23 protein-coding genes are annotated in these 22,067 nt (G+C 35.8%); 12 read left to right on the top strand and 11 right to left on the bottom strand.

Annotated elements, in window-relative coordinates; all coding sequences use genetic code 11:
* Positions 1–2: 2 nt before the first annotated feature.
* Positions 3–734: a carboxymuconolactone decarboxylase family protein gene (locus FJR03_RS05175; protein WP_193114581.1), complete on the top strand. Its 732-nt coding sequence runs from the start codon at positions 3–5 to the stop codon at positions 732–734.
* A complete protein-coding gene (locus FJR03_RS05180; RefSeq protein WP_193114582.1) occupies positions 734–1,162 on the top strand; it encodes a cyclophilin-like fold protein in 429 nt (142 codons plus the stop codon). Before FJR03_RS05175 ends, FJR03_RS05180 begins: the two co-directional genes overlap by 1 nt.
* A 14-nt stretch (positions 1,163–1,176) precedes the next feature.
* Here FJR03_RS05180 and FJR03_RS05185 read toward each other — a convergent pair whose 3' ends face one another.
* Positions 1,177–2,706 (bottom strand): response regulator transcription factor, encoded by a 1,530-nt coding sequence (locus tag FJR03_RS05185; RefSeq protein WP_193114583.1) that lies wholly within the window; start codon positions 2,704–2,706, stop codon positions 1,177–1,179.
* Between the two features lie 26 nt (positions 2,707–2,732).
* On the bottom strand, positions 2,733–3,785 hold the full coding sequence (locus FJR03_RS05190) for a response regulator (protein ID WP_193114584.1): 1,053 nt from the start codon (positions 3,783–3,785) through the stop codon (positions 2,733–2,735).
* Between the two features lie 138 nt (positions 3,786–3,923).
* Between FJR03_RS05190 and glyS the strand changes: the two genes are divergently transcribed.
* Together glyS and FJR03_RS05200 are read left to right on the top strand one after the other, a co-directional pair.
* Positions 3,924–5,945, top strand: a complete 2,022-nt coding sequence (gene glyS, locus FJR03_RS05195; RefSeq protein WP_193114585.1) for a glycine--tRNA ligase subunit beta — start codon at positions 3,924–3,926, stop codon at positions 5,943–5,945.
* Positions 5,945–7,057: an NAD(P)/FAD-dependent oxidoreductase gene (locus tag FJR03_RS05200; protein WP_193114586.1), complete on the top strand. Its 1,113-nt coding sequence runs from the start codon at positions 5,945–5,947 to the stop codon at positions 7,055–7,057. The genes glyS and FJR03_RS05200 overlap by 1 nt, the downstream gene beginning before the upstream one ends.
* On the opposite strand, the gene FJR03_RS05205 is transcribed toward FJR03_RS05200, so the two are convergent.
* On the bottom strand, positions 7,054–7,785 hold the full coding sequence (locus FJR03_RS05205; protein WP_193114587.1) for a hypothetical protein: 732 nt from the start codon (positions 7,783–7,785) through the stop codon (positions 7,054–7,056). The genes FJR03_RS05200 and FJR03_RS05205 overlap by 4 nt on opposite strands.
* Before the next feature lie 51 nt (positions 7,786–7,836).
* On the opposite strand from FJR03_RS05205, the gene FJR03_RS05210 reads away from it, so the two are divergent.
* Positions 7,837–8,604, top strand: a complete 768-nt coding sequence (locus FJR03_RS05210; RefSeq protein WP_193114588.1) for an alpha/beta hydrolase family protein — start codon at positions 7,837–7,839, stop codon at positions 8,602–8,604.
* Between the two features lie 140 nt (positions 8,605–8,744).
* The gene (locus tag FJR03_RS05215; RefSeq protein WP_226962186.1) at positions 8,745–9,407 is read left to right on the top strand and encodes an ElyC/SanA/YdcF family protein; all 663 of its coding nucleotides are present in this window, start codon (positions 8,745–8,747) and stop codon (positions 9,405–9,407) included.
* On the opposite strand, the gene FJR03_RS05220 is transcribed toward FJR03_RS05215, so the two are convergent.
* From FJR03_RS05220 to glmU, 8 genes are all read right to left on the bottom strand, one after another.
* Positions 9,336–10,139 (bottom strand): protein kinase family protein, encoded by an 804-nt coding sequence (locus tag FJR03_RS05220; protein ID WP_193114589.1) that lies wholly within the window; start codon positions 10,137–10,139, stop codon positions 9,336–9,338. The genes FJR03_RS05215 and FJR03_RS05220 overlap by 72 nt on opposite strands.
* Positions 10,132–10,599 carry an iron-sulfur cluster assembly scaffold protein gene (locus tag FJR03_RS05225; RefSeq protein ID WP_193114590.1) on the bottom strand — a complete coding sequence of 156 codons (468 nt, stop codon included), beginning with the start codon at positions 10,597–10,599 and terminating at the stop codon, positions 10,132–10,134. Before FJR03_RS05225 ends, FJR03_RS05220 begins: the two co-directional genes overlap by 8 nt.
* Before the next feature lie 12 nt (positions 10,600–10,611).
* On the bottom strand, positions 10,612–11,322 hold the full coding sequence (gene truA, locus FJR03_RS05230; RefSeq protein WP_193114591.1) for a tRNA pseudouridine(38-40) synthase TruA: 711 nt from the start codon (positions 11,320–11,322) through the stop codon (positions 10,612–10,614).
* Positions 11,323–12,345, bottom strand: a complete 1,023-nt coding sequence (locus tag FJR03_RS05235) for an LptF/LptG family permease (protein ID WP_193114592.1) — start codon at positions 12,343–12,345, stop codon at positions 11,323–11,325.
* The gene (locus FJR03_RS05240; RefSeq protein WP_193114593.1) at positions 12,345–13,163 is read right to left on the bottom strand and encodes a prepilin peptidase; all 819 of its coding nucleotides are present in this window, start codon (positions 13,161–13,163) and stop codon (positions 12,345–12,347) included. Before FJR03_RS05240 ends, FJR03_RS05235 begins: the two co-directional genes overlap by 1 nt.
* Positions 13,160–13,837, bottom strand: a complete 678-nt coding sequence (locus FJR03_RS05245) for a di-trans,poly-cis-decaprenylcistransferase (RefSeq protein WP_193114594.1) — start codon at positions 13,835–13,837, stop codon at positions 13,160–13,162. The genes FJR03_RS05240 and FJR03_RS05245 overlap by 4 nt, the downstream gene beginning before the upstream one ends.
* Positions 13,830–15,113, bottom strand: a complete 1,284-nt coding sequence (coaBC, locus tag FJR03_RS05250) for a bifunctional phosphopantothenoylcysteine decarboxylase/phosphopantothenate--cysteine ligase CoaBC (protein WP_193114595.1) — start codon at positions 15,111–15,113, stop codon at positions 13,830–13,832. The genes FJR03_RS05245 and coaBC overlap by 8 nt, the downstream gene beginning before the upstream one ends.
* A 63-nt stretch (positions 15,114–15,176) precedes the next feature.
* Entirely contained in the window at positions 15,177–16,481 is a 1,305-nt protein-coding gene (gene glmU, locus FJR03_RS05255; RefSeq protein WP_193114596.1) for a bifunctional UDP-N-acetylglucosamine diphosphorylase/glucosamine-1-phosphate N-acetyltransferase GlmU, read from the bottom strand.
* A 99-nt stretch (positions 16,482–16,580) separates the two neighbouring features.
* Here glmU and FJR03_RS05260 point away from each other — a divergent pair, with 99 nt between their 5' ends.
* Genes FJR03_RS05260 through FJR03_RS05285 form a run of 6 tightly spaced genes read left to right on the top strand, consistent with a single transcriptional unit; the run spans position 16,581 to position 22,037 of the window.
* Positions 16,581–17,345, top strand: a complete 765-nt coding sequence (locus FJR03_RS05260; RefSeq protein ID WP_193114597.1) for a motility protein A — start codon at positions 16,581–16,583, stop codon at positions 17,343–17,345.
* Between the two features lie 10 nt (positions 17,346–17,355).
* Positions 17,356–18,126, top strand: coding sequence for a flagellar motor protein MotB (locus tag FJR03_RS05265; protein WP_193114598.1), 771 nt, complete (start codon positions 17,356–17,358; stop codon positions 18,124–18,126).
* Between the two features lie 3 nt (positions 18,127–18,129).
* Positions 18,130–18,867 (top strand): flagellar type III secretion system pore protein FliP, encoded by a 738-nt coding sequence (gene fliP, locus FJR03_RS05270; protein ID WP_193114599.1) that lies wholly within the window; start codon positions 18,130–18,132, stop codon positions 18,865–18,867.
* A 7-nt stretch (positions 18,868–18,874) separates the two neighbouring features.
* Positions 18,875–19,984: a tRNA (uridine(54)-C5)-methyltransferase TrmA gene (trmA, locus tag FJR03_RS05275; protein ID WP_193114600.1), complete on the top strand. Its 1,110-nt coding sequence runs from the start codon at positions 18,875–18,877 to the stop codon at positions 19,982–19,984.
* A 1-nt stretch (position 19,985) separates the two neighbouring features.
* Positions 19,986–20,627, top strand: coding sequence for a hypothetical protein (locus FJR03_RS05280; protein ID WP_193114601.1), 642 nt, complete (start codon positions 19,986–19,988; stop codon positions 20,625–20,627).
* A 3-nt stretch (positions 20,628–20,630) separates the two neighbouring features.
* Entirely contained in the window at positions 20,631–22,037 is a 1,407-nt protein-coding gene (locus FJR03_RS05285) for a COG3400 family protein (protein ID WP_193114602.1), read from the top strand.
* Positions 22,038–22,067: the final 30 nt, after the last annotated feature.

Consider the following 22,067-nt stretch of genomic DNA (forward strand, 5'->3'; position numbering starts at 1 on the left):
AGATGAGACTTAAGATATTTACTTTTTTGTTTTCTCTTTTTAGTGCTACATGTAGTTTTGCGGAACAAACAGATCAGGGTATGGATATATTAAATGTAAGACAGCAGGCTATTATCTCGATCTCAGCATTTACGGCAAACGGTGATATTGTAAAACTAAAATCGGAATTGAATGCTGGACTTGAATCAGATTTGAGTGTGAATGAGATCAAGGAGATACTTATTCAGCTTTATGCTTACTGTGGATTTCCGCGAAGTCTCAACGGCATTAATGCATTTATAGATGTAATTAAAGAGCGTGAAGCGCAGGGGATTAAAGACAATATTGGAAAAGAAGCAACACCATTGCCAAAAGATATGGATAAAGATGCATATGGTGCCAAAGTAAGACGGGAATTGGCAGGTTGGGATAAAGAACCACCTGCGCAGGGGTATCAACTTTTTACTCCCGTTATGGATGTATATCTTAAAGAGCATCTGTTTGCAGATATCTTTGCAAGAGATGTACTAAATCATCAAGAGCGTGAACTTGTTACCATTGCGGCATTAGCAGCAATGAGTGGAACCCAGGGACAGCTTCAGTTTCATTTTGGTGCTGCAATAAATAGTGGTTTTACTCTTTCGCAGATGTATGCATTTGTAAAGGTTTTAAATATAAAAATTGGTCAAAAAGAAGCAAAAATAGCAGATAAAGTTTTAAGTGATGTTTTAAAAAGCAGAGGAAATAAAACTTAATGAGATTAAGTATAATATCGATAGTTCTTTTTATCGTTGTAACAGCTGTGTATGGTGATAAAAATACTAATAGTTTAAAAGGGAAGATAATGCAGATCAGTGTTAATTCAAATGGGCAAACTACTGTATTCCAACTTAATAACTCTGAGGCAGCAAAAGAACTGTATGCTCAATTGCCTTTGGATATTGAAGTTGAAAACTACAGTAACAATGAAAAAATATTTTATCCTCCCAAAAAATTAACAACTAGTAAAACACCTGCAGCTGATGCAAAAACAGGTACACTAGCTTATTATGCCCCGTGGGGTAATGTAGTTATGTTCTATAAAGACTTTGGAACTGCCAACGGTTTGTATGAACTTGGATATGCGGTTTCTGGGGTAGAACATATTAAAAATATGTCTGGAATGATACAAATTACAAAGTAGAAGAAGAACCACAATTACTTACCATATTGTAATCCTTTAAATTCTCTGATTAACGCCATTTGACGCTTTGATAAATAGTTAATTAGATTTTTTTGTGTATTGGGCTTTGGTGCAAGTTTTATTACTACATGAAATTCATGTTTTTCCTCTGTAATGTATAATATTTTACCTTCACAGTTAATGATTAACGGTTGTTTCCCAGCAGAAGAAAAAACCATGTCAACAATAACTTTTTCATCTGTTTGAAATCCTGCCGGAAGTGAAAGAAGTGAAAGACGCACTGCATCTACCGAGAGATTGAGTATTTTGACATAGTCTCCAAACTTATGCCCTTCATAAAAAAGTGAAACTTTATGATCATCTTCAGGAGTAAGACGGATTGAACTGCGTTGTGTAGGGGATGCTGTTAAAAATTTGAAATCAGCAACACTTATACTTTGCTCTTCATAATTAACACTGTTTATTGACTGACAAAGAATGTCTGCAGGAAAAAGGGAGTGCGAAAGTATCAATTTACCCTCATGATGAGCACATCTTTGTTGCAGGTAAGTGGTTTGAAGAGCAACTCTGTTCTCATCTGCTTGAACAATAATTCCTTTATTTGTTACTGTCAGACCCTTATAAAGATTAAACAGTTTTATTTCAGTGTGATTTCTTTGTATAGATTGCAATAGATTGATGAATGTTGATTGGTTTGTTTCTTCTTCATCAAGTTGTGATTGTTTTTCATCAAACAGTTTTAGCAAGTTGAGATCTGTAATGTCGTCTAAAGATACAAGATAGTAGTTGTCTTGGTTCTCGATCTTTGTCATTCTAAAAACAAAATGGTGAAATTCATGTTCATGATTTATTAACTTGACATGATAAAGTTTATTTAGGTTCTCAAGAGCCTCTTCGTACCAGTTACGATCTTCAGTATTGTAAAGAAAGTTCTTGTGCTCAAGAAAAGTATCTCCTATAGAATGAAACTCTATATTGAAACTCTCTATATCATCAACCTGGAAAAAATTTAAAAAAGTCTCATTAACTATGATAGGTTCGTCTTCTTTATAAAGCATAAGGAGATTATGTTGCGAGTTGAAAATAGTTTCTACATAGAAGTCAAAGAGCTTTTGTTCTGTTAAAAGTTTGACCTCATGCAGGGCATCTAAAAGTGCTTCTAGTAGTTTATCGGTAACAAGCGGTTTTTTTAAAAAACGATAAACTCCAATATCTAAAGCTTTATGTAAAGTGTCAGAATCTTCATTTGGAGCTGTAACAATAACCTTTGTCTGAGGTGCTATTTTATGAATTTTACCAGTCATCTTAAAACCGTCCATATGAGGCATTTCAAGATCTGTTATGACAATAGGTGTATGAATAGTACGAAAAACTTCTAAGCCCTCTTTCCCATTGCTGGCAGTATAGATATCATCGAAGAACTGTTCTAAAAAATGGGTTGCTTTTTCTCTTAAACGTTCGTTGTCTTCCACGTATAAAAGCTTTACACCTTTTGTCAGTTCTTTAAGCTCTAATAACTTTTTTTTATCTATGTTTAAACCCATGTGATTATCTTAGCAAAAAATATAACTTATCGTAATAAAGTAATAAGTTTGTTTACAAAATTTTCATTGATCTGTGTAGACATCGTTTTTTTCATTAACATTAATGCATCAAAACTTGAATAATTTTCTCTAAAAGTTCTCTTTGTTGTTAATGCATCAAAAATGTCACATACACATAAGATCTGTGCATAAGTAGGAATTTGTGAGCCTATAAGATAGTTTGGATAACCTGTACCGTCTAATTTTTCATGATGAAATTCAATACCTTGTATAATCTCTCTTTTTTTAATCCCCAACTCTTTGGCAAGTTCTACACTTTTTATAGGATGCGATTGCATCTCATCAATCTCATTTTGTTGTAACCCTGAAGGTTTATCTAAAATCTCTTTGGCAATATTGAGTTTGCCTATATCGTGTAAAACAGCTGCAAGGGCAATCTCAATCAACTGAGAATGCTGCATTCTAAGCTGACGTCCTAAAAGAACTGAGAGTACACAAACATTTACATTGTGTGAAGCTACCGTATATGTGTCTTGAAACAGGTTAATAAGTTTTCCTATAGAGATATTTGACTGTTCTATAGTAGATACAAGATCTTCTGCCCATTCATATAACTTCTCTTTTTTTATACCTGAAACTCCTTGTGCAAAAAAAGCATCCATCAGTTTTACACCGCTTGTATATACCTTTTTTAATCCATATTGAGAGGTCTTTTGTAAGGTGTTTTTTACCTTCTTTTGTATGATGTTTGGTTCAAATGGTTTCACAATATAGTCACATGCGCCTAGCTCTAGAGCTTTTTTTACCGACTCTGCCTCTTTAGAACCGGTAACAAACATAATTGGGATTTCAAGTTGCAGTTCTTTATGTAAATATTCTGCAACTTCAAAGCCGTTTTTATCAGGCATCTGAATATCTAACAATATTAAATCAGGTTGGAAAGATTGAGCAGACTCTATCGCATCAGAAGCATTACTCGCTAAGTGAACATCATAGTCACTTCCAAGTATCGCATCTAAAAAGTGTAGGTTAGTACTTTCGTCATCGACAACAAGAAGCTTTTTTTGTGTATATCTCATATAAATTATTTAACTCTTCTATTTTTGAATCTAATGTGAGTTAATTGTATCATATATTTAACCCCCTTGTTATTAATTAACAAGAGTTTAACCAATAAGAGTGTAAAATCGCGTCAATTTAATAAAAGAGTATGGATTATGTTAAAAACTTTACTAATTGAGATAGGTGTTGAAGAGCTACCGGCTGTTCCACTGTTAAAAGAACTAAAAAATATAGAGAAAAAATATGCTGATATTTTAGAGAAAAACAATCTTTTATGTGAGTTTGAATTTTACTATACACCTCGTCGTTTAGTGCTTTGGCATAGAGAATTTAAAACATCTCAAGATGATTCTGTTGAAGAGTTCTTCGGTGCACCTCTTGCAGTTGCATACAAAGATGGAGAACCGACTCCTGCAGCTAACGGTTTTGCAAAAAAATGTGGTGTATCTTTAGAAGAGTTAAGTACAGCTGATAAAGGTGGTAAAGAGGTACTTTACTATAAAAAAGATGTAAAAGGAAAAGCATCTACTGAACTACTTCCTGAAATTATAGACACTTGGATCAAATCACTTGATTTCGGAAAATCTATGAGATGGGGATCATTAGATGAAAGTTTTATCCGTCCTATCCGTTGGGTAAATGTACTGTTAGATGATGAGCTTGTGGATCTAGAACTTTACGGAGTAAAATCTTCTAAAACAACTTTTGTTCATCGTATCGCCAACTTTGATGCTATGGCTATTGATGGTGCAAAAGATTACTTTAACAAATTAGAGACAAACGGTGTACTTCTTTTCCAGGAAGAGCGTGCGAAAAAGATCCTAAACGACATCAAAACACTAGAATCTGATAACGGTATTACAGTTGAGATTGATGAAGAATTATTTGATGAAGTTGTTGCCATTAATGAACATCCAACTGCACTTTTAGGTTCATTTGATGAGGAGTTCTTGGCACTTCCTCCTGAAGTTATCATCACGTCTATGAAAGAGCACCAAAGATATTTCCCTGTATTTAAAGATGGGAAATTAACAAACAAGTTTGTAGTTGTTGCAAATGCATACACAAATGACTTTAGTGAAGTGATTGCAGGGAATGAAAGAGTACTTCGCCCGCGTTTAGCTGATGGTATGTTCTTCTGGGAAAATGACCTTAAAAACGGTCTGAGCACTGCAGGACTTGAAAAGATTACTTTCTTTAAAGGTCTTGGAAGCGTAGCTGATAAGATCCAAAGAGAGGCAAAAATCGCTTCTGTTTTATTTGACAAGTTTGCCCTGGATGCTTCAAAAGAGGACTTAACGACTGCAGTTGAACTTGCAAAAGCAGACCTTATGAGTGAAATGGTATATGAATTCACTGAGCTTCAAGGGATTATGGGATACTACTACGCACAAAAAGGTGGATACTCTGATGCAGTAGCAGTTGCGATCAAAGAGCAGTATCTCCCAGCCGGTGAGGAGAGTGAGCTTCCATCTACTCCACTAAGTGCAGTTGTAGCACTGAGCTTAAAACTGGATACTCTTTTAGCACTCTTTAGTATAGGTCAGATCCCAACAGGAACACGTGACCCGTTCGCACTTCGCCGTGCGGTAAACGGAATCGCTAGAATCGTAAATGAATTTGGATTTAACTTCAATATAGATACAGATATAAAAGAGTTAGCTGCGATTTATGAAAACAAGATTGACTTTGAAAAACTTGAAGGTTTTATCTTAGAGCGTATCAAACGTTACTACAAAGTAAACCCTTCAATCATCGAAGCTGTACTTGCTTCTGGTGAAAGAGAACTTCTTGCCCTTGGTCAGAAAATCGATGCACTAAATAACCTTGTAAACTCTGATGGATTCTCAGAGGTAAGTTCAACTTTTAAAAGGGTTGCAAATATTACTAAAGATGTTGATATGTCTGGAGAGTTTGCGATCAATGAAGCTTTATTTGAAGACGATAGCGAAAGAAAACTATTGTCTCGTTTCAATGAAGTAAGTGTAAAAACTTACGAAAACTACGAGTATGAACTTGATGCATTACTTGGATTAAAACCTGAGCTTGATAACTTCTTTGACTCTGTTATGGTAAATGCGGAAGATGAAGCGGTTAAAAATAATCGTAAAGCGCTTGTAAGTGCGATCTACAAAGCTATTTTCAAAATAGCGGATATTAAAGAAGTAAGTATCTAATGTATGATGTTGCAGTTATTGGTGCAGGCATCAATGGCTGTACAACTGCATACTATCTTCATAAAGCGGGTCAAAACGTTGTTGTTTTTGATCAAGGTGGTATTGCATCGGGTGGCAGTGGAGCTGCCGGTGCATTTTTATCACCGAAATTCGCAAAAGGTGGGGAGTTAAAAGAACTAATAAACTCTTCGCTTGATGTTGCACTTGATTTCTACACAAAAAACTTCTCTCAGCATATAAACCATCATAATCTTTTACATATTGCCAAAGATGAAAAAGATGCCCAAATTCTCAAATATTTTAAAGAACATACTGATATAGAAATTCTAGATAATCCCCCATTTATACCTGATAATGAGTATATATATACCTCAAAAAGTGCTCTTGTTGACGCACAAAGTATGTGTGAAGCATTAATAGAAGGGATAGAATTACATCAAGAGGAGATTAGCTCTTTAGAGTTGCAAGAGGGTGTATGGAATTTAAACGGTAGATTTAAAGCTAAAAAGGTGGTGATAGCAACCGGTGCCTATGAACATAACTTTTTTACACAGCCGTATCAGATGCTTCGAGGTATCTGGGGGCATCGCATAGATATAAAAACCTCTACAAAAAACGAGACTTCTATCCATCAGTTTGTCTCTATATCAGCGGCAAATAACGGCGTGTTGTCTATCGGTGCGACACACAATGTACATTACCATCCCCAAAGAAGTAAAGAGCCTTATAACTTTGAAGAGGGAAGAGCAGAACTGCTTGAAAAAGCTTCCAGAACTTTAGAGCTTCAGGATGTAGAGGTGATCAAAGATTACGTGGGGCTTCGCAGCGGGAGTTTTGACTATCTTCCGATCGTGGGAGAAGTTGTAGATGTCCAGCAGTCTCTAAACACTTTAGGTAAAAAAGAGTTCTATCAAAAAAAGCCTGATCTCTCTAAAGCAGTTGCATATGAAAATCTTTATATGATTAACGGGAGTGCAGGGTACGGATATGTACTAGCCCCTTATCTAGCACAAACACTAGTAAAAAATATTTTAGAGGGGGAGAGTATTCCATCTTCGTTAAATCCTGCGAGATTTTTTTTCAGATGGGCAAAGGGTGAGAGAAAAGATTAAGGAAGTCTCACCATTTTTGGTGTACCATCTGCAAATATCTCTTTAAAAGCGTTTGCAACAAGTTCTCTGTTTTTTCCACCCATAAGCGGAGAGATAAAGTAAGCGATATCCATCGCCTCATCTATATCGTGATTTCTGTCATAGATGAAAACTATTTGTTTGTCTAGTTTTTTAATATGTTCAGTTAAATCTCTTGCATAATAATTGATAGCTGTGTGATCTCTCTCATATTTATGGCCGATGCCAAAATAGACAAACTTGCCGCTTAGACGGATATTTGGGATATCAATGTAGTTTAATTCTTTGTCGTGGCGAGTAAGCTGCATAGATTTTAGTTTTTCAAGATCTTTTTCAAACTCGTCAAATACAAAAGCAGGGGCATTTTCTCTGTTATAGTTAAAAAGGTATTTAATCTCTACCAGTTTCCCTTTATATGGATGTTTCAGTCCCGCATTTAAAATATGACTCATAGGATTGTCATTTAATTCTACAAACTCGTCATATTGCTCAAAACCATCCTCTTGTAAAAACTTGCTAGGTTTAAACCCTTTAGGTGATGTCTCAGGGTGATATAAAAAGATAGTCCCTGCAACTGTCTTTCTTTTTTTCTTTAACATATTTTCAAGGTCTGCCGTAGTGATAGATTCATCCTCTTCATTAAAATAAATATAATGCTCTACAAGATAGTCCATATCGAAGTTTGTTTTGTATTTTCCAAATATTTGCATTATAATTCCTTGATCGTCGTATTGTTTAGCGAATTATACTAAAATAAGATTATGATTTATATAGCATTTATCCTCTTTACACTTTTTATCCTCTTTTTTGTATTGTATCAGTGGCAATATTTTCTGATATTCTCCCCTACATATATAAAAGAGAGACGTTTATGTGAGCAGTGTGAGCCTTTAGAGATTGTAACAGATGACGGTATCTCTTTAGAGGGTGTAGTTTATGAACCTAAAGAGTTTAAAGAAACACTTCTCTTTTTTGCAGGGAGAAGTCATGACAGTGTAGCACTTATTCAAAAGCTTCAGGCCACTTATCCAAAAAGCAGAATTATCACTTTTAATTACCGTTCTTACGGTAGAAACAAAGGAAGCGTTACTGAGAAAAATATGCTTGAAGATGCTTTGCATATTGCAAAAATAGTACAAAAAAACTATGGAGATTTTTACCTTTTGGGATTCTCCATCGGCTCATCACTCTGTGCTTATATTGCTTCGAAAATGAAAGTAAAAGGGGTGTTTTTAGTCGGAGCTTTTGATTCTATTCCTCTAATTGCAAAGATAAAATTTAACTGCTCAATTCCGGAGATGTTTATAAAGTATAAATTTCCTACAATAGAGTTTGTGCAAAATATTGAGAGTGATACCTACATCTTTTTAAGTCAGGATGACGATATTACATATATAGAAAATGGACGCAACTTATCTAAAAGTGTCAAAAATCTCACTTTTTACAAAGAGTATGAAAACCTTTCTCACAAAGAGTTGTTATGGGATGAAGAGGTTGTCGGCTATATTAACGGGGTTGTAAACAGATGAGTTTTGGATTGTTGGTAAAAAAGTTTATTAGCTTCTTTTTTGAGCCTATAGGGATAGTAATAACACTGTTGCTTCTAGGGTTATACTTTCTTTATACAAAAAGAGTTTATAGAGCGAAAAAGTTCTTTTTTGGAACCATTTTGAGTCTCCTATTTTTTTCCTATCCTCCGTTTGCAAATTTTTTAGTAAGCGGTTTGGAAAACCAGTATCCGAAGTGTGAGTATAGAGATGAAATCAAGTATATCCATGTTCTTGGAAACGGACATACTACCGATAAATCGCAGCCTATATCTTCTCAAATTACAAATGACGGGACAAAGAGAGTTTTAGAGGGGGTGATTCTGCATAGAAACATTCCTGATTCCAAGATCATTTTTACAGGGTTTGCAGGACGGACAGACACGCCAAATGCGATTATGAATGCAAAACTTGCTTTTGCTTTGGGTGTAGATGAAAACTCTACGATCGTAAATCCTCAACCTGAAGATACAAGAGAAGAAGCAAAGTTTACAAAAACAGTAGTAGGGGAGAAACCTTTTGTGCTTGTAACATCGGCATCACATATGCCGCGTGCTATGATGCTGTTTGAATCACTCGGTATGCATCCTGTAGCTGCACCTACAGCTTTTTATAAAGATGACGACATCAGTTGGCTAAAAGCACCGAGTGCTCATGCATTTTTGTTTCAACACTTGCAATGCATGAGTATGTCGGCATTCTTTATGCAAAGATTAAAGCAGTTTTTTCATAAGCTCTATGTGGTAAGATTCCTGGAAGTTGATAAAGTCGAAAAACTTACTTAGTTTTTCATCTTTAATAGCATCGCTTAACTCTTTACACATCTCTTTTGCAGCTTCCTCTTCAGCTATACCGTCGTGAACAAACTTCTCTAGATCTTTTACGATATAAGTTAGTTCATGAAGTTGTCTTGGAAGTGCTAAGATACCAAGACGAGCCATCATGTTTCCAAAAGATTTGAGATGAAAGTGTGATTCATCTACCAGGTCTTGAAACACGTTAAAATGTAGAGCATTGTTTGTTCGTGTCTGCATATAGGCATAGACTAAAATAAGCTCATATTCTTTATATGACTCTTCAAACAAAAACATCGTTAAAGCATCAATACTTGACTGATCAAGATTTTCCCATTCCCTTTTCATATTAAAGGCTGTGATGGCCTGATTGTTCTCATTAACAGCCAGGAGTTGTTCAATATATTCTAAAAGGTAATCATCATCAGTTTTGAGACGTTCACCCAAGATCGAAGCAGGGTAGAGTGTTTGTGCCTCTTTTATTTGCTCTTTAAGGGTGTTTAGAACTTCAAATACAGAATTGTGCTTAATAAGTTGCCATTCACGATCGTAGTTGTAGTTATCGTTGTTTTCTAAGATGTCGTCTCCGAGCCATTTCATATGGCGAAATGCTATTTGGGAAAAGTCATATAGGTGTGACTTTATTGTTTCATCGTTGATCGCAAAAGAGGCAAATAAAATGCCGAGCCAGAGTTCATGTTTCTTTTGATATGTTTTATTCATTTTCAGTTTCCTCTTCAGTAACCTCACAACTCTCTTTCATTTTAAACACATGCAGCTCTTCATCTGCACCGTTAAGTCTGTTTTCATAGTTTTTTATCGAAGCCATAAATGCAGTAAATACAAGGTTGGCACATGTTTGTTGCTGTTGGGACATCTTCCCGAGTTTTTCATTCATCTTTTGAATTGCTCTGTTTGCATACTCGATATCATTTGTTTTTATCATCTCTGAATACATTGAACCGATTACAACCGTATCTTGGCATCCGTTTGTTGCAAAACGTACATCAGTGATAGTCTCTCCATCAAGCTTTGTATAGAAGATTACATACTCTTTTGTTTTTTCATCAAGTGCTACACCGACACCGTCTGCATCATCAAGTTTTCCGTAGTTTTTCGGGTCCATTAAATGTTCCAGCGTTTCAGGGTTTACACCTTCTGGCATCTTTACATTTTCAAACATTACAACTCCTTTTTAGTATTTCACTTTAGCCAAGTACAAACCGTTTGCAGGTGCCGGTTTGAGTCTATGATCTTTGCTACCGTCAAGCTTCTCTTTGATCTGTTGTGCGCTCAAGTCTAGAAGTGCACCCGCCATAAAGCGGATTTGTGTACGTAAAAAACCGTTTGCTTCAAAGTAGAGGATAATAAGGTCCTGATGTTTGTATGCAAACGCTTTATATATCTCTCTTACACTGCTTTTTGTGTCACTTCCTGTTTTCATAAAGTTTTTAAAGTCATGTTGACCGATAAAAAGTTTGATCTTTTGTTGGAGTGTATTGAAGTTTACTTCATTAACAAAGGTGATAAAGTCATTCTCAAACGGATTGGATTCTCCCACTTTGATTACGTATCTGTAAACTCTCGATTTTGCTCCATAGCGGGCATGAAAATCATCTGCAACTTGGAAGATACGTTTTACGTGTATAGTTTTTGGAAGCATCTCATTAAGTACTTGTTTGAGTTTTGTAAGATCATCCCAAAAAGGGGGTAGATCAAAGTGTGCTACCTGGTAAGAAGCATGTACACCTTTGTCTGTTCTCCCGCTTGCAACAGTTTTAGAAGTGATTCCCAGCTGTTTTAGCACATTTTCTAGCTGTCCAAAAATAGTATTTTGAGAACTTTTTTGGATCTGTGAACCCAGAAAGTGGGTCCCGTTATATGAAAGTACTACAGCTACACGCATCTAAAATCTTTTTGCTATAGTTTTTCTGTAGATTAGATAGGTACTCATTAACCAAGCTAGTGCTACTATGTAGATTGTATGGTATCCGAGTGTACGGTGCAGAGACATTGCAGCACCGTAGTAGATGATAATTCCTAAAAATATATAGAGATATATTTTTGACTTTTGATGTCTTGCATGAACTACTCCGATAGCTACTATTAAAAAGATAGAAAGGAGAGGAAAGAGACTTAAAATAGTATCTGTTATAAGAAGTCTGTCTTTCTTTTTTCTTCCATCTTCATCACTCCAAAACTCTAATGGCATCTGGTATGTTTTTAAAGATGCTTGAAGTGTATCGTAGATAGTCATCTCTTCAAAGTTGATCTGGGTAAACTTGTCTTTTGAGTAGCTATATCCCTCACCGTTTTTTAGTTCCAGCTGTAATACACCGCCGTCATTGATAACATCTGCTTGTTTTGCAGAGATAAGGATCTCTTCATCAGTTTCTTTGTTAAATAAAAAGACATCTTCATATCTTTTATTCTCTTTGTCCTCTTTTCCTATGTATAAAAGCCAGTCTCCGAAATTGTTTCCAAATTCACTTGCAGAAAGGTTGAATTTTGCTTCACTTTTTTTCTGATCGATGAAGTTGTCAGAGAGGTTGTCAGTATGTGGGTACAACATAAAAAAGTTGATAAATAAAAGCACAGAGAGTAAAAAAGCGGGTACAAAAAGCGTTTTTACTAAAAATGATGGTTTTATTCCAAGTGCAAAAATAACTACGATCTCATTGTCGTTTGAGAGTTTGAAAATTGAAAGAACTGCTGCAATAAAAAATGAGATTGGTAGTGTATAAAACAGGATGTCCGGCAATACGAACATATAGAGTTTTACCATATCCAAGAGGGAGAGTTTAATGATCGCCGTATAGGTTGCAAGCTTGATCGAGAAGATCATTGAAGCAATCACAAACAGCGGTAAAAACATCGATAAAAATACCGACGAGAGGTTTGAAAGTATATAACGTCTGAGTTTATTCATTAAAAGTTTGCCTCAATATATGCATAAATTTGTGTATCGTAGATAAAAGTGATAATTGTTGCCAGTGCTAAAAACGGCACAAATGGAACACGTTGTTGCTCCGGGGGTCTGTTTAAAAGCAAAAGCATAACTGGCAGTGCTAAAAGTGCCGATAAAAATACAGCAAAAAGTCCAAGTTTGATCCCTAAAAGTGCACCCATTGTAGCGGCAACCATAATATCGCCTTCACCCATCGCCTCGATCATAGGAGTGCGATCGTAGTGTTTATTCCACGATGTTTTTGTTTTTAGTCCTGCACGATATACAGATGATGTAAGATAATATGAAAGTGCAAAACGAAGGAGAGTGAAACCACCCGCAAAAAGAAGAGCATTTTGGGCATTTTCTAAAAATGACGGGATTGAGAAAGCTCCGAAAATTGCAAAAACAATTGCTAAAAGATTAAGAGAATCAGGCACCATTTTATACTTAAAATCGATCATAGAAAGAGCCAGCAGCATTAAAAAACTCATAGCTACCGAAAATGCAGGGATATTAAACCCGTATTTCAGTGCTACCAAAAGAAAAATAACTCCTGAAGCAAATTCAATTAAAGGGTATTGAATAGAGATTTTCGTTTTACAGTAAGCACATTTTCCGCCAAGAACAAGCCAAGAGATCAAAGGGATGTTATGCCAAGGTTTAAGAGGTGTATTGCATGATGTACAGTGTGAAGGGGTAAAAACAACGCTTTCACCTTCTGGAATGCGTAAAATAACCACATTTAAAAATGAACCGAATAAAACTCCAAACAGTGCTGCTATGAATAACTCTATCATTTTAATCCACCAAATCGTCTTTCAACTTTTTTAAATTTTTTAATTATTTTATCTAACTCTTGCGCACTGAAATCGGGCCAGAGAGTATCTGTAAAAAAGAGTTCGGCGTATGCCGCCTGCCAAAGTAAAAAGTTAGAGAGTCTGTGGTCTCCACCCGTTCTTATAAGCAGATCGACATCTGTTTTACAGTCAAGTACATTCTCAAGCATCTCTTGTGTAATGTCACCCTCTGAGTCTTTGAGTGAGTTAAAGGCACGCAGGATCTCATCTTGTGCACCGTAGTTAAGTGCTAAAGATTGTACTAAACCGTCACAGTGTGCAGTTTTTTCCTCTACCATTTTAATGGTAGCCTGGAGTTGTTTTGAAAATGCTCGAAGATCTCCGATTGGCTCAAAACGGATATTGTTTTGAAGGTAAGTTTCGAGTTCCTGTTTGAGATATTTATCAAGTAGTTTCATTAAAAACTCGACTTCTAGACGTGGGCGCTTCCAATTTTCGGTTGAAAAAGCGTAAAGTGTTAGACGCTCAACCTCTTCGTGAGCTGCACAAAAAGAGGTGATCTCACGTACAATCTTTGCTCCGGCTTCATGACCCACTGAGCGTTTTTTAGAACGTTCTTCAGCCCATCTGCCATTGCCGTCCATAATGATTGCGATATGCCCAAGTTTATTCATCTGAAGATTCTAGCTCTTTCGCATTTTCTAAAATTTCAAATGACAGTTCAAGTTTTGCTGCTCTTGGTAACATTACAGAGTTTTCTTTTGTAATAAATTCTATCTCATTCGTGTCTGTTCCGAAACTAGAAGAGTTTTGTAAGATATTTAAACATACGGCATCTATACCTTTATTCTCAAGCATATTAGTTGCATTCGTTTTTGCACTTTGTGGATCCATTTCAGCTTTAAAACCGACAACCTTGATCCCCTCTTTATTGATAGAACCTAGAATATCTACATTTTTCTTTAATGCAAGTTCCCATTCATCACCCAATATATCTTTTTTAAGTTTACCGCTTTGTGTAAATGCCGGGATATAATCGCTAACAGCTGCAGCCATAAACAAATAAGGTGTCTTTTCAATACGATGGATATGTTCGTCTCTCATCAATGTTGCTTTGGAAATTTTTCCTTTTTTTGCAATGCGGATAGAATCTACTAAATACTCCATCATCTCTGCACTGTCTTCAACGTGGATTTTATGCATATTTTTAGGTAAATCATCACTCAGTTTTGTTGAGATAAGATTAACGTCTGCACCTTTTAAATAAAGTGCCGTTGCAACAGCTGCTGCCATCTTTCCACTTGAAAAGTTAGAGAGGTAACGGACATCATCGATCTTCTCGATAGTACCGCCGCCTGTAACCATCACCATACGATCACTCCAGAACTGATCTTTTAAAAGTTCACGAGCCGTTTCATAAAAGATATCCAAAGGTTCAGCCATAGCACCGTCACCCGTTGTTTTACATGCAAGCTCTTTTGTCTGTGTATCTACTATGGTAAAGTTCGCAATAGCAAGCATTTTTAGGTTTGCCTGAGAGATTGGGTGTTGGAGCATATTCGTATTTGCCGAAGGTGCAAGGATCTTAACATCAGGATAAGCAAGAGCTACTTGAAGTAAGATATTATCAGCTATAGCATTAGCAAGTTTTGCAATCGTATTTGCAGTTGCAGGTGCGATCACCATAATATCCGCCCACTGTGCAAGCTTTATGTGGTTATGATAGGAAGTCCAGTCTTCGTTAGTATCATCTAGAACTTTGTTTGAAGTGAGTGTCTCAAATGTGAGGGGTGTTACAAATTTCTTTGCAGCTTCACTCATAACTACACGAACTTCTGCACCTGATTTTACGAATAAACGTGCCAGTTCAAGCGATTTATAAACTGCAATTGAACCTGTTACAGCTAAAATTATTTTTTTATTTTTTAGTAAATTTTGTGAAATATCCATCTTATATCTTTAGTATTTTATAGTTTGTGTATTTTACCCTAATATACTTAGAGTTCATAAAAGCTATTTTTTCCCAAAAAATTTATAATAAAAATCTTTTACAAGTCGCATCTTTGTACGGCTTATAACCAAGTTGCCGCTAGCAACTTCACCACTTGTAACAGTAGTTCCCGCTGCAATCATTACATCATCTTTGATAGTTACCGGAGCAACAAGTTGCGAATCACTCCCTACAAAAACATTTTTTCCTATTTTTGTTTTATACTTTTTCAAACCGTCATAGTTACATGTAATTGTTCCGGCACCAATGTTTGTACCCTCATCGATCTCAGCATCTCCAAGGTAGCTTAAGTGACCCGCTTTTACCCCTTTAAGTGTAGCTTTTTTTACTTCGACGAAGTTACCGATATGAGTATCTTCGACCGAAGAAGCAGGGCGAAGGTGTGCAAGCGGTCCTACATCAGAATTTTTAACAATACTATCCTCAATTACAGAGTGTGCTTTGATAATAGAGTTTATAATTTGAGAATTTCCTGTGATTCTTACACCGTTTTCTAGATGGCACTCTCCTTCAAAAGTGGCATCTTCTTCTATATAAACAGTTGAAGGCAGCTGCATACTGACACCTGCATTCATCCATTTTGTTCTGATGCGATCTTGCATAATTGCTTCAGAGTCGGCTAAATCTTTTTTAGAATTTACCCCTTTAAAATGTTCCTCATCAACTAGAAGAGGAGATATCGAAAGGCCATCTTTTTTCGCCATAGCGATTAGATCTGTAAGGTAGTATTCTTTTTGGGCATTATCGTTTGAAAGAAGAGGTATATATTTCTCTAAAACATCTTTTTTAAACGCATAGATACCTGCATTTACTGTAGTAACATTGAGTTCAGCCTGATTTGCATCTTTTTGCTCTACAATATACTGTACTTGATTGTTGTCGATAACAACACGACCGTATCCGTTTGGATCTTTTAGATCGAAAATACTCATAATGATATCTGCATCATTATGTAAAAAACCCTCTAATGATTCTGCCGTAATTAAAGGCATATCACCGTTTAATACCAGTACCTTATCATTCTTAGGTGCTACATTTTTCATAGCCCCGCCTGTTCCCGGGAAATTTTCGGCATCCTGTTCAACAAAAGTTATATCGTCAAAATACTTTTCTATGCTCTCTTTTACTTTCTCTTTTTGGTGTGCGATAACTACCGAGACATCATTTGAAATATTTTTTGAAGCTTTTATGATGTGGTAGAGCATAGGTTTTCCAGAAATGTCATGTAAAACCTTTGCTTTGTTTGATTTCATGCGGCTTCCTTTTCCTGCCGCTAAGATAACTATACTAATACTGTCTAAATTCATTATTACTCTTCACTTTCTGTTTAATTTCAAAATTTTACCATAAATGTTAATTTAATTTGTGGTATTATAATGTGTTTATAAAATTTTATAAGGTTTGTGATGGATTTAGGTACGGTCATTGGTCTAGTGTTGATTTTGGCTCTTTTATTTGGAGCTATGGCGATGGGTGTTGGTATCGGTGCCTACATAGATATTCCTTCTGTTTTAATTGTTATCGGTGGTTCAATAGGTTCATTAATGATCGCTTTTAAACCGGCGCAGATGAAAAAGTTTACGAAAATTTTCATGATAGCTGTTAAACCGACTGAAGAGGATGTAAACGATCTTATAAAAAAACTGGTCGAATTTGCGACAAAAGCCAGAAAAGAGGGGATACTCGCTTTAGAAGGTGATGTAAATAACGAAGAGAATGAGTTTTTGAGAAAAGGACTCTCTATGGCGATTGACGGGAGTGAACCTGATACGATTCGTGATCTTTTAGAGATAGATATGGAGCAAACTAGTACACGCCATAAATCGTATGCTTCTATTTTTTCAACTTGGGCGGGACTTGCCGGAGCGATGGGTATGATTGGTACACTTATCGGTTTGGTTGCGATGCTTTTAAATATGGCAGACCCTTCAGCGATCGGTCCATCAATGGCGGTTGCCTTACTTACAACAATGTACGGTGCGATGATTGGTAATATCTTCGGTGCGCCGATTGCTAATGTTTTAAATATCAGAGATGATGATGAAACAATGGTAAAGCAGATCGTATTAGAGGGTATTATGTCTATTCAAGCAGGTGATGCTCCAAGGGTTTTAGAAGCAAAACTTCTTGCATACTTAGCTCCGTCTGAGCGTTCAAGCCAGTTTGATTAACGGATAACTGATGGCAAAGAAAAAGTGTCCTGATTGCGAAAAGTGTATGCCGGCATGGTTAGCTGCCTTTGGAGACTTAATGTCTCTACTCCTTTGTTTCTTCGTATTACTTCTCTCTATGTCAAGTATGGATGCCAAAAAGGTTTCGGAAGCTATCGGATCTCTTAGCGGTGCCATGAGTGTACTAGAAGGTGGAACAAAAACCGAAATCTCTAAACAGCGTATTCAAGAATCGACTCCAATTGAAACAAGAGACGAAACGAGTCAGACGGTAAATAGAATTCAGCAAGCGATAGCTGAAGCTAATGAGATGGTTAAAAAAGAGCAGGGGCCTGAGATCACTTTAGAAGAGGCACAAGAAGGTTTTGTTATTAAACTCCCTGCTACATTACTCTTTAAAGCGGGAAGTGCAACTATAGACAATCAAGATGCCTTACTTTTCTTAAAACGTATGTCTCTTCTAATTGATGAGATGCCAAATGATGTAGAGATGAGTGTTCAAGGTCACACTGACGATACGGGGCCGGGTGTAAACTCTCCTTTTAAGGATAACTGGGAACTCTCAACTGCAAGAGCGATCTCTGTTCTTAAAGAGTTAGTAATTGACGGGGTTGATCCAAAGCGTATGAATGCAACTGGATATGCTGAATTTAGACCTGTTGCAACAAATGTTACAAGACTTGGACGAGAGCAAAACCGTAGAGTTGAACTCCATTTCTTCGGTGCAAAAAATAAACCTGCTAAAGAGAAAAGTTCTATACTAGACAAGGCAGAGATGTAAAGAATGGTGAAATTTTTTGCATTATTTGTGCTTTTTGTAGCTACATCATTCGGAGCTGAAAGCGTAACTGTACCTACGGTTAACTTATCGCTTTCTGCCCCTGATACTCCACAACAGTTAGTTTCTTCACTCAATGTTTTACTTGTTTTAACATTATTGTTCTTAGCACCGTCTATGGTGATGGTGATGACTACATTTACAAGGTTTGTGATTGTTTTTGGTTTTTTAAGACAAGCACTCGGTACACAGCAGGTACCACCAACTCAAGTTTTAGTACTACTGGCAATGATACTTACGTTCTTTGTAATGGAACCTGTGGGAACTAAGGCGTACGAGCAGGGGATTAAGCCTTATGTAGAGGAAAAGATAGGTTACGAAGAGGCATTTGAGAAAACAACATTGCCTTTTAAAAACTTTATGATCAGAAATACCAGAGAGAAAGATTTAGCTCTGTTTTTAAGAATACGTGAGATGGAAAACCCTCAAACAGTTGCAGATGTACCGCTTTCGGTTGTGATTCCTGCTTTTGTTATCAGTGAGCTTAAAACTGCATTTGAGATAGGATTTTTGATCTTCTTGCCGTTTTTGGTAATAGATATGGTAGTTGCATCTATTCTTATGTCGATGGGTATGATGATGTTACCGCCTGTAATGATATCCTTGCCGTTTAAGATACTTATATTTGTCTTGATCGACGGCTGGAACCTTTTAATTGGAAATTTAATAGCAAGTATAAAATAGGATAAAGATGAATTGTAAACATTTTGGTGAGTGTGGCGCTTGTAGAGTATATGAAGGTGGTTATGAATCACAACTAAAACAAAAAGTAGATATCAATCAAGAGCGCTTTGTAAATTTTTTTAGTAATCCGATAGAAGTATTTGAATCTCCTACACAAAACTATCGTTCAAGAAGTGAGTTTAAGATCTGGCATGTGGGCGATGAGCTTCATTATGCAATGAACCATATTGAACATAAAGGTGTAGTGCTTATAGATGAGTGTCCTCAGGTAAACACTTATATAAATGAACTTATGCCGAAACTTATAAAAGCGATAGATGAAAAAGAGCTGGGATTTAAACTTTTTGGAGCCGATTTTTTAAGTTCTAGCAATGGTGAGATAGTAGTATCCCTTTTATACCATAGACAGCTCGATCAGGCGTGGCAAGATACAGCTGCCGAGATTGCTAAAGATTTAGGTATATATATAATAGGGCGTGCAAGAAAACAAAAACTTGTAATTGGTCAGGATTACATAACTGAGACATTAGATATAAACGGGCAGAACTATATATTTAATTATATAGAAAACTCTTTTACACAACCAAATTCAAGAGTCAATGAAAAGATGATTGCATGGGCTATGGATGCTTTTAGTGATCACAAGGGTGATCTTTTAGAGCTTTACTGCGGTGCTGGGAATTTTACAATCCCTTTTGCAAAAATATTTGATAAAGTTTTAGCTACTGAGATATCTAAAAGCTCTATTAATGCCGCAAAAGCAAATATGGCACTAAATAGTGTAGAAAACATAGAGTTTATCCGTATGAGTGTTGAAGAGTTTGTAGATGCTTTAAACGGTGTTCGCGAGTTTAATAGAATGCAGCATATAAATATAGAAGATTACAATATTAACTCTATCTTTGTCGATCCTCCACGTTCCGGTATGGATGAGTTTACTTGTAAATTTAGTTCACAGTTTGATAATATTGTATATATATCTTGTAACCCTGAAACATTGGCACGAGATTTAGATATACTTACTCAAACTCATGAGATCAAATCTATGGCGCTATTTGATCAATTTCCATATACACACCATGCAGAGATGGGTGTAAAACTTGTAAAAAAGGTGTAGAATGAAATTAGTTTTATCTTTATTTATTGTCTTATCTCTGAGTAATGGCGATGAGATGCAGAGACTAGACTCTATTGTTAAAGATATTGAAAATCTAAGAGTAAACTATGACCGTTCACAAGAGAAACTTCAAGAGTGTGAAGTAAAACTTTTAGATGAGCAACAAAAAACTACATTATTACAGACAGAATTAAAAAGCAGCAGTTCTGCAAATAAAGAGAATAAAAAGTATATTGATAAAATAAATAATTTGGAAAACCAAATAAAATACATAAAAAGTATTTTAAAAAACAAAGAAGAAGAGATAGCTAAATTAAAGCTTCCAAAACAAGAAAAAAAGAAAAGCCAAATAAAAGTTGAATGTAGTTTGGAAAATCAAATAAATCCTTTTCCAGAATTAAAAATGAGAGAGTCTGCTTGGAAGTCTACAAAAGCAACTACTTACAGACTTAAACAAGATAGTGCCATCTATTCTGATATTAATGGAAAAAAGATAGGAAAATGGGAAAAACTCACTTCTTTTACTTCAACACTTGCTGTAGAGGGTTGGGTGAAAATTAGCGGATATTTTGTAGATAAGAAATGGCAAAAAGCAAAAAAATCTATGTGGGTAAAAGCTGCAAATGCCTTGAAAAGAGACTAGAAAATGAAAAAGATATTGATTATAAGCGATGGCATAATCGGACAACACTTTATCCAAAGGGTAAGTGAAACATATACTACAGAAAATATCTACTATATTGTTCAAACAAAGTCTGTTGCTTATGACGATGTTAATCCAGCAAGATTTAAATTTTTTGAATTTGATCCGACAAGTTTTTACAAGCTTGCAAACATTTTAAAAATGGATTTTATCCAGGTTGTTATAGCTATGGATAATCAGGCTGATGTTGAAAACACGATCAAAAATATCCGAAATATTAAAAAACAGTTACGTATTATTGTTTTAAACCAATGGAATATGATCAATCATGATGCCAATGTAGTTCTTGTAAATTCAAATGAGATTTTAGCTTCCCGTTTACAAGATTATCTTCCAAATGTTCCTGTGATTGCGCAAAATGTCGGGATAGGCGAGGGTGAGATTATGGAAGTGCTCGTCCCTTTTGGAAGTTCTTTTGTATACCGTCATATGGGTGTAATTGAGCAGAAAAACTGGAGAATTGTTGCGATCTATAGAAACAGAAAGCTAATCATGCCTTCACGCCGCAGAATGATTCAGCCAAATGACCTGCTTCTGCTTGTTGGTGAACCAGCTGTATTGAAGTCTGTTTACCGTGCGATCAAACAAGAACTTGGACAATTCCCTGAGCCATTTGGTTCAAATCTTTTACTCTTTATAGATATGAATATTGTTGCAAAAGAGAATATTAAAAAGCTGGTACGTCGTGCTATTTACGTCCACAATAAGCTCAAACACAATCTTGTAATAAAGATTGTAAACCCTTCAGATATAGAACTGCTGCAATATATAAAAGATTATAGAAGTATGGATGTGTCTATTGAGATAGATTATGAGAGTGTTGATTTAAAACAAAATTTCCTTTCAGATATAAAAGCATACCATGTCGGTTTAGTGCTAGTTGCGGGTGAGATGTTTGCCGATTATTATGTAAGAAAAGCGCTGTATGAAGCGCATGTACCTGTGCTTAAGCTTGCAAATCGAGATTTTAGTACACTTAAAGATGCCTCACTTATTTTATCTGACAATAGAGATCTTGAAAAGATCTCGGCAACTATTTTCGATATCTCGGAGCAGATGAACTTTAACCTTGAACTCTATAACTATCTTCAAGAGCACCAAGATGACAAAGAACAGGTTATAGAACACTTTAACAACCTTTCAACTATTTTCTCAAAGTCGATTAAAGTGTTTAAAGAGAAAGAGAATCCGATCAAAGTTCTAAAACAAAAAGAAAACTTTATTCAGATACTTCCGTTTACGGCAAAACTTACAAAACATCGTATGAGCTCTTTATTTTCTACAGATAGTGAAAAACTCTATTTTAAACTTGATGATTATCATCAAATATTTATACCTGTTCAGCTTTAAAATTTACTCAATTTAGCGCTTTTTTAGTAA

Source organism: Sulfurimonas marina, assembly GCF_014905095.1.
GTDB classification, from domain to species: domain Bacteria; phylum Campylobacterota; class Campylobacteria; order Campylobacterales; family Sulfurimonadaceae; genus Sulfurimonas; species Sulfurimonas marina.

Excerpts from the sequence above, each read along its gene's own strand:
- FJR03_RS05175 (WP_193114581.1), top strand. The coding sequence starts at position 3 with ATGAGACTTAAGATATTTACTTTTTTGTTTTCTCTTTTTAGTGCTACA.
- FJR03_RS05180 (WP_193114582.1), top strand. The coding sequence starts at position 734 with ATGAGATTAAGTATAATATCGATAGTTCTTTTTATCGTTGTAACAGCT.
- FJR03_RS05185 (WP_193114583.1), bottom strand. The coding sequence starts at position 2,706 with ATGGGTTTAAACATAGATAAAAAAAAGTTATTAGAGCTTAAAGAACTG.
- FJR03_RS05190 (WP_193114584.1), bottom strand. The coding sequence starts at position 3,785 with ATGAGATATACACAAAAAAAGCTTCTTGTTGTCGATGACGAAAGTACT.
- glyS (WP_193114585.1), top strand. The coding sequence starts at position 3,924 with ATGTTAAAAACTTTACTAATTGAGATAGGTGTTGAAGAGCTACCGGCT.
- FJR03_RS05200 (WP_193114586.1), top strand. The coding sequence starts at position 5,945 with ATGTATGATGTTGCAGTTATTGGTGCAGGCATCAATGGCTGTACAACT.
- FJR03_RS05205 (WP_193114587.1), bottom strand. The coding sequence starts at position 7,785 with ATGCAAATATTTGGAAAATACAAAACAAACTTCGATATGGACTATCTT.
- FJR03_RS05210 (WP_193114588.1), top strand. The coding sequence starts at position 7,837 with ATGATTTATATAGCATTTATCCTCTTTACACTTTTTATCCTCTTTTTT.
- FJR03_RS05220 (WP_193114589.1), bottom strand. The coding sequence starts at position 10,139 with ATGAATAAAACATATCAAAAGAAACATGAACTCTGGCTCGGCATTTTA.
- FJR03_RS05225 (WP_193114590.1), bottom strand. The coding sequence starts at position 10,599 with ATGTTTGAAAATGTAAAGATGCCAGAAGGTGTAAACCCTGAAACGCTG.
- truA (WP_193114591.1), bottom strand. The coding sequence starts at position 11,322 with ATGCGTGTAGCTGTAGTACTTTCATATAACGGGACCCACTTTCTGGGT.
- FJR03_RS05235 (WP_193114592.1), bottom strand. The coding sequence starts at position 12,345 with ATGAATAAACTCAGACGTTATATACTTTCAAACCTCTCGTCGGTATTT.
- FJR03_RS05240 (WP_193114593.1), bottom strand. The coding sequence starts at position 13,163 with ATGATAGAGTTATTCATAGCAGCACTGTTTGGAGTTTTATTCGGTTCA.
- FJR03_RS05245 (WP_193114594.1), bottom strand. The coding sequence starts at position 13,837 with ATGAATAAACTTGGGCATATCGCAATCATTATGGACGGCAATGGCAGA.
- coaBC (WP_193114595.1), bottom strand. The coding sequence starts at position 15,113 with ATGGATATTTCACAAAATTTACTAAAAAATAAAAAAATAATTTTAGCT.
- glmU (WP_193114596.1), bottom strand. The coding sequence starts at position 16,481 with ATGAATTTAGACAGTATTAGTATAGTTATCTTAGCGGCAGGAAAAGGA.
- FJR03_RS05260 (WP_193114597.1), top strand. The coding sequence starts at position 16,581 with ATGGATTTAGGTACGGTCATTGGTCTAGTGTTGATTTTGGCTCTTTTA.
- FJR03_RS05265 (WP_193114598.1), top strand. The coding sequence starts at position 17,356 with ATGGCAAAGAAAAAGTGTCCTGATTGCGAAAAGTGTATGCCGGCATGG.
- fliP (WP_193114599.1), top strand. The coding sequence starts at position 18,130 with ATGGTGAAATTTTTTGCATTATTTGTGCTTTTTGTAGCTACATCATTC.
- trmA (WP_193114600.1), top strand. The coding sequence starts at position 18,875 with ATGAATTGTAAACATTTTGGTGAGTGTGGCGCTTGTAGAGTATATGAA.
- FJR03_RS05280 (WP_193114601.1), top strand. The coding sequence starts at position 19,986 with ATGAAATTAGTTTTATCTTTATTTATTGTCTTATCTCTGAGTAATGGC.
- FJR03_RS05285 (WP_193114602.1), top strand. The coding sequence starts at position 20,631 with ATGAAAAAGATATTGATTATAAGCGATGGCATAATCGGACAACACTTT.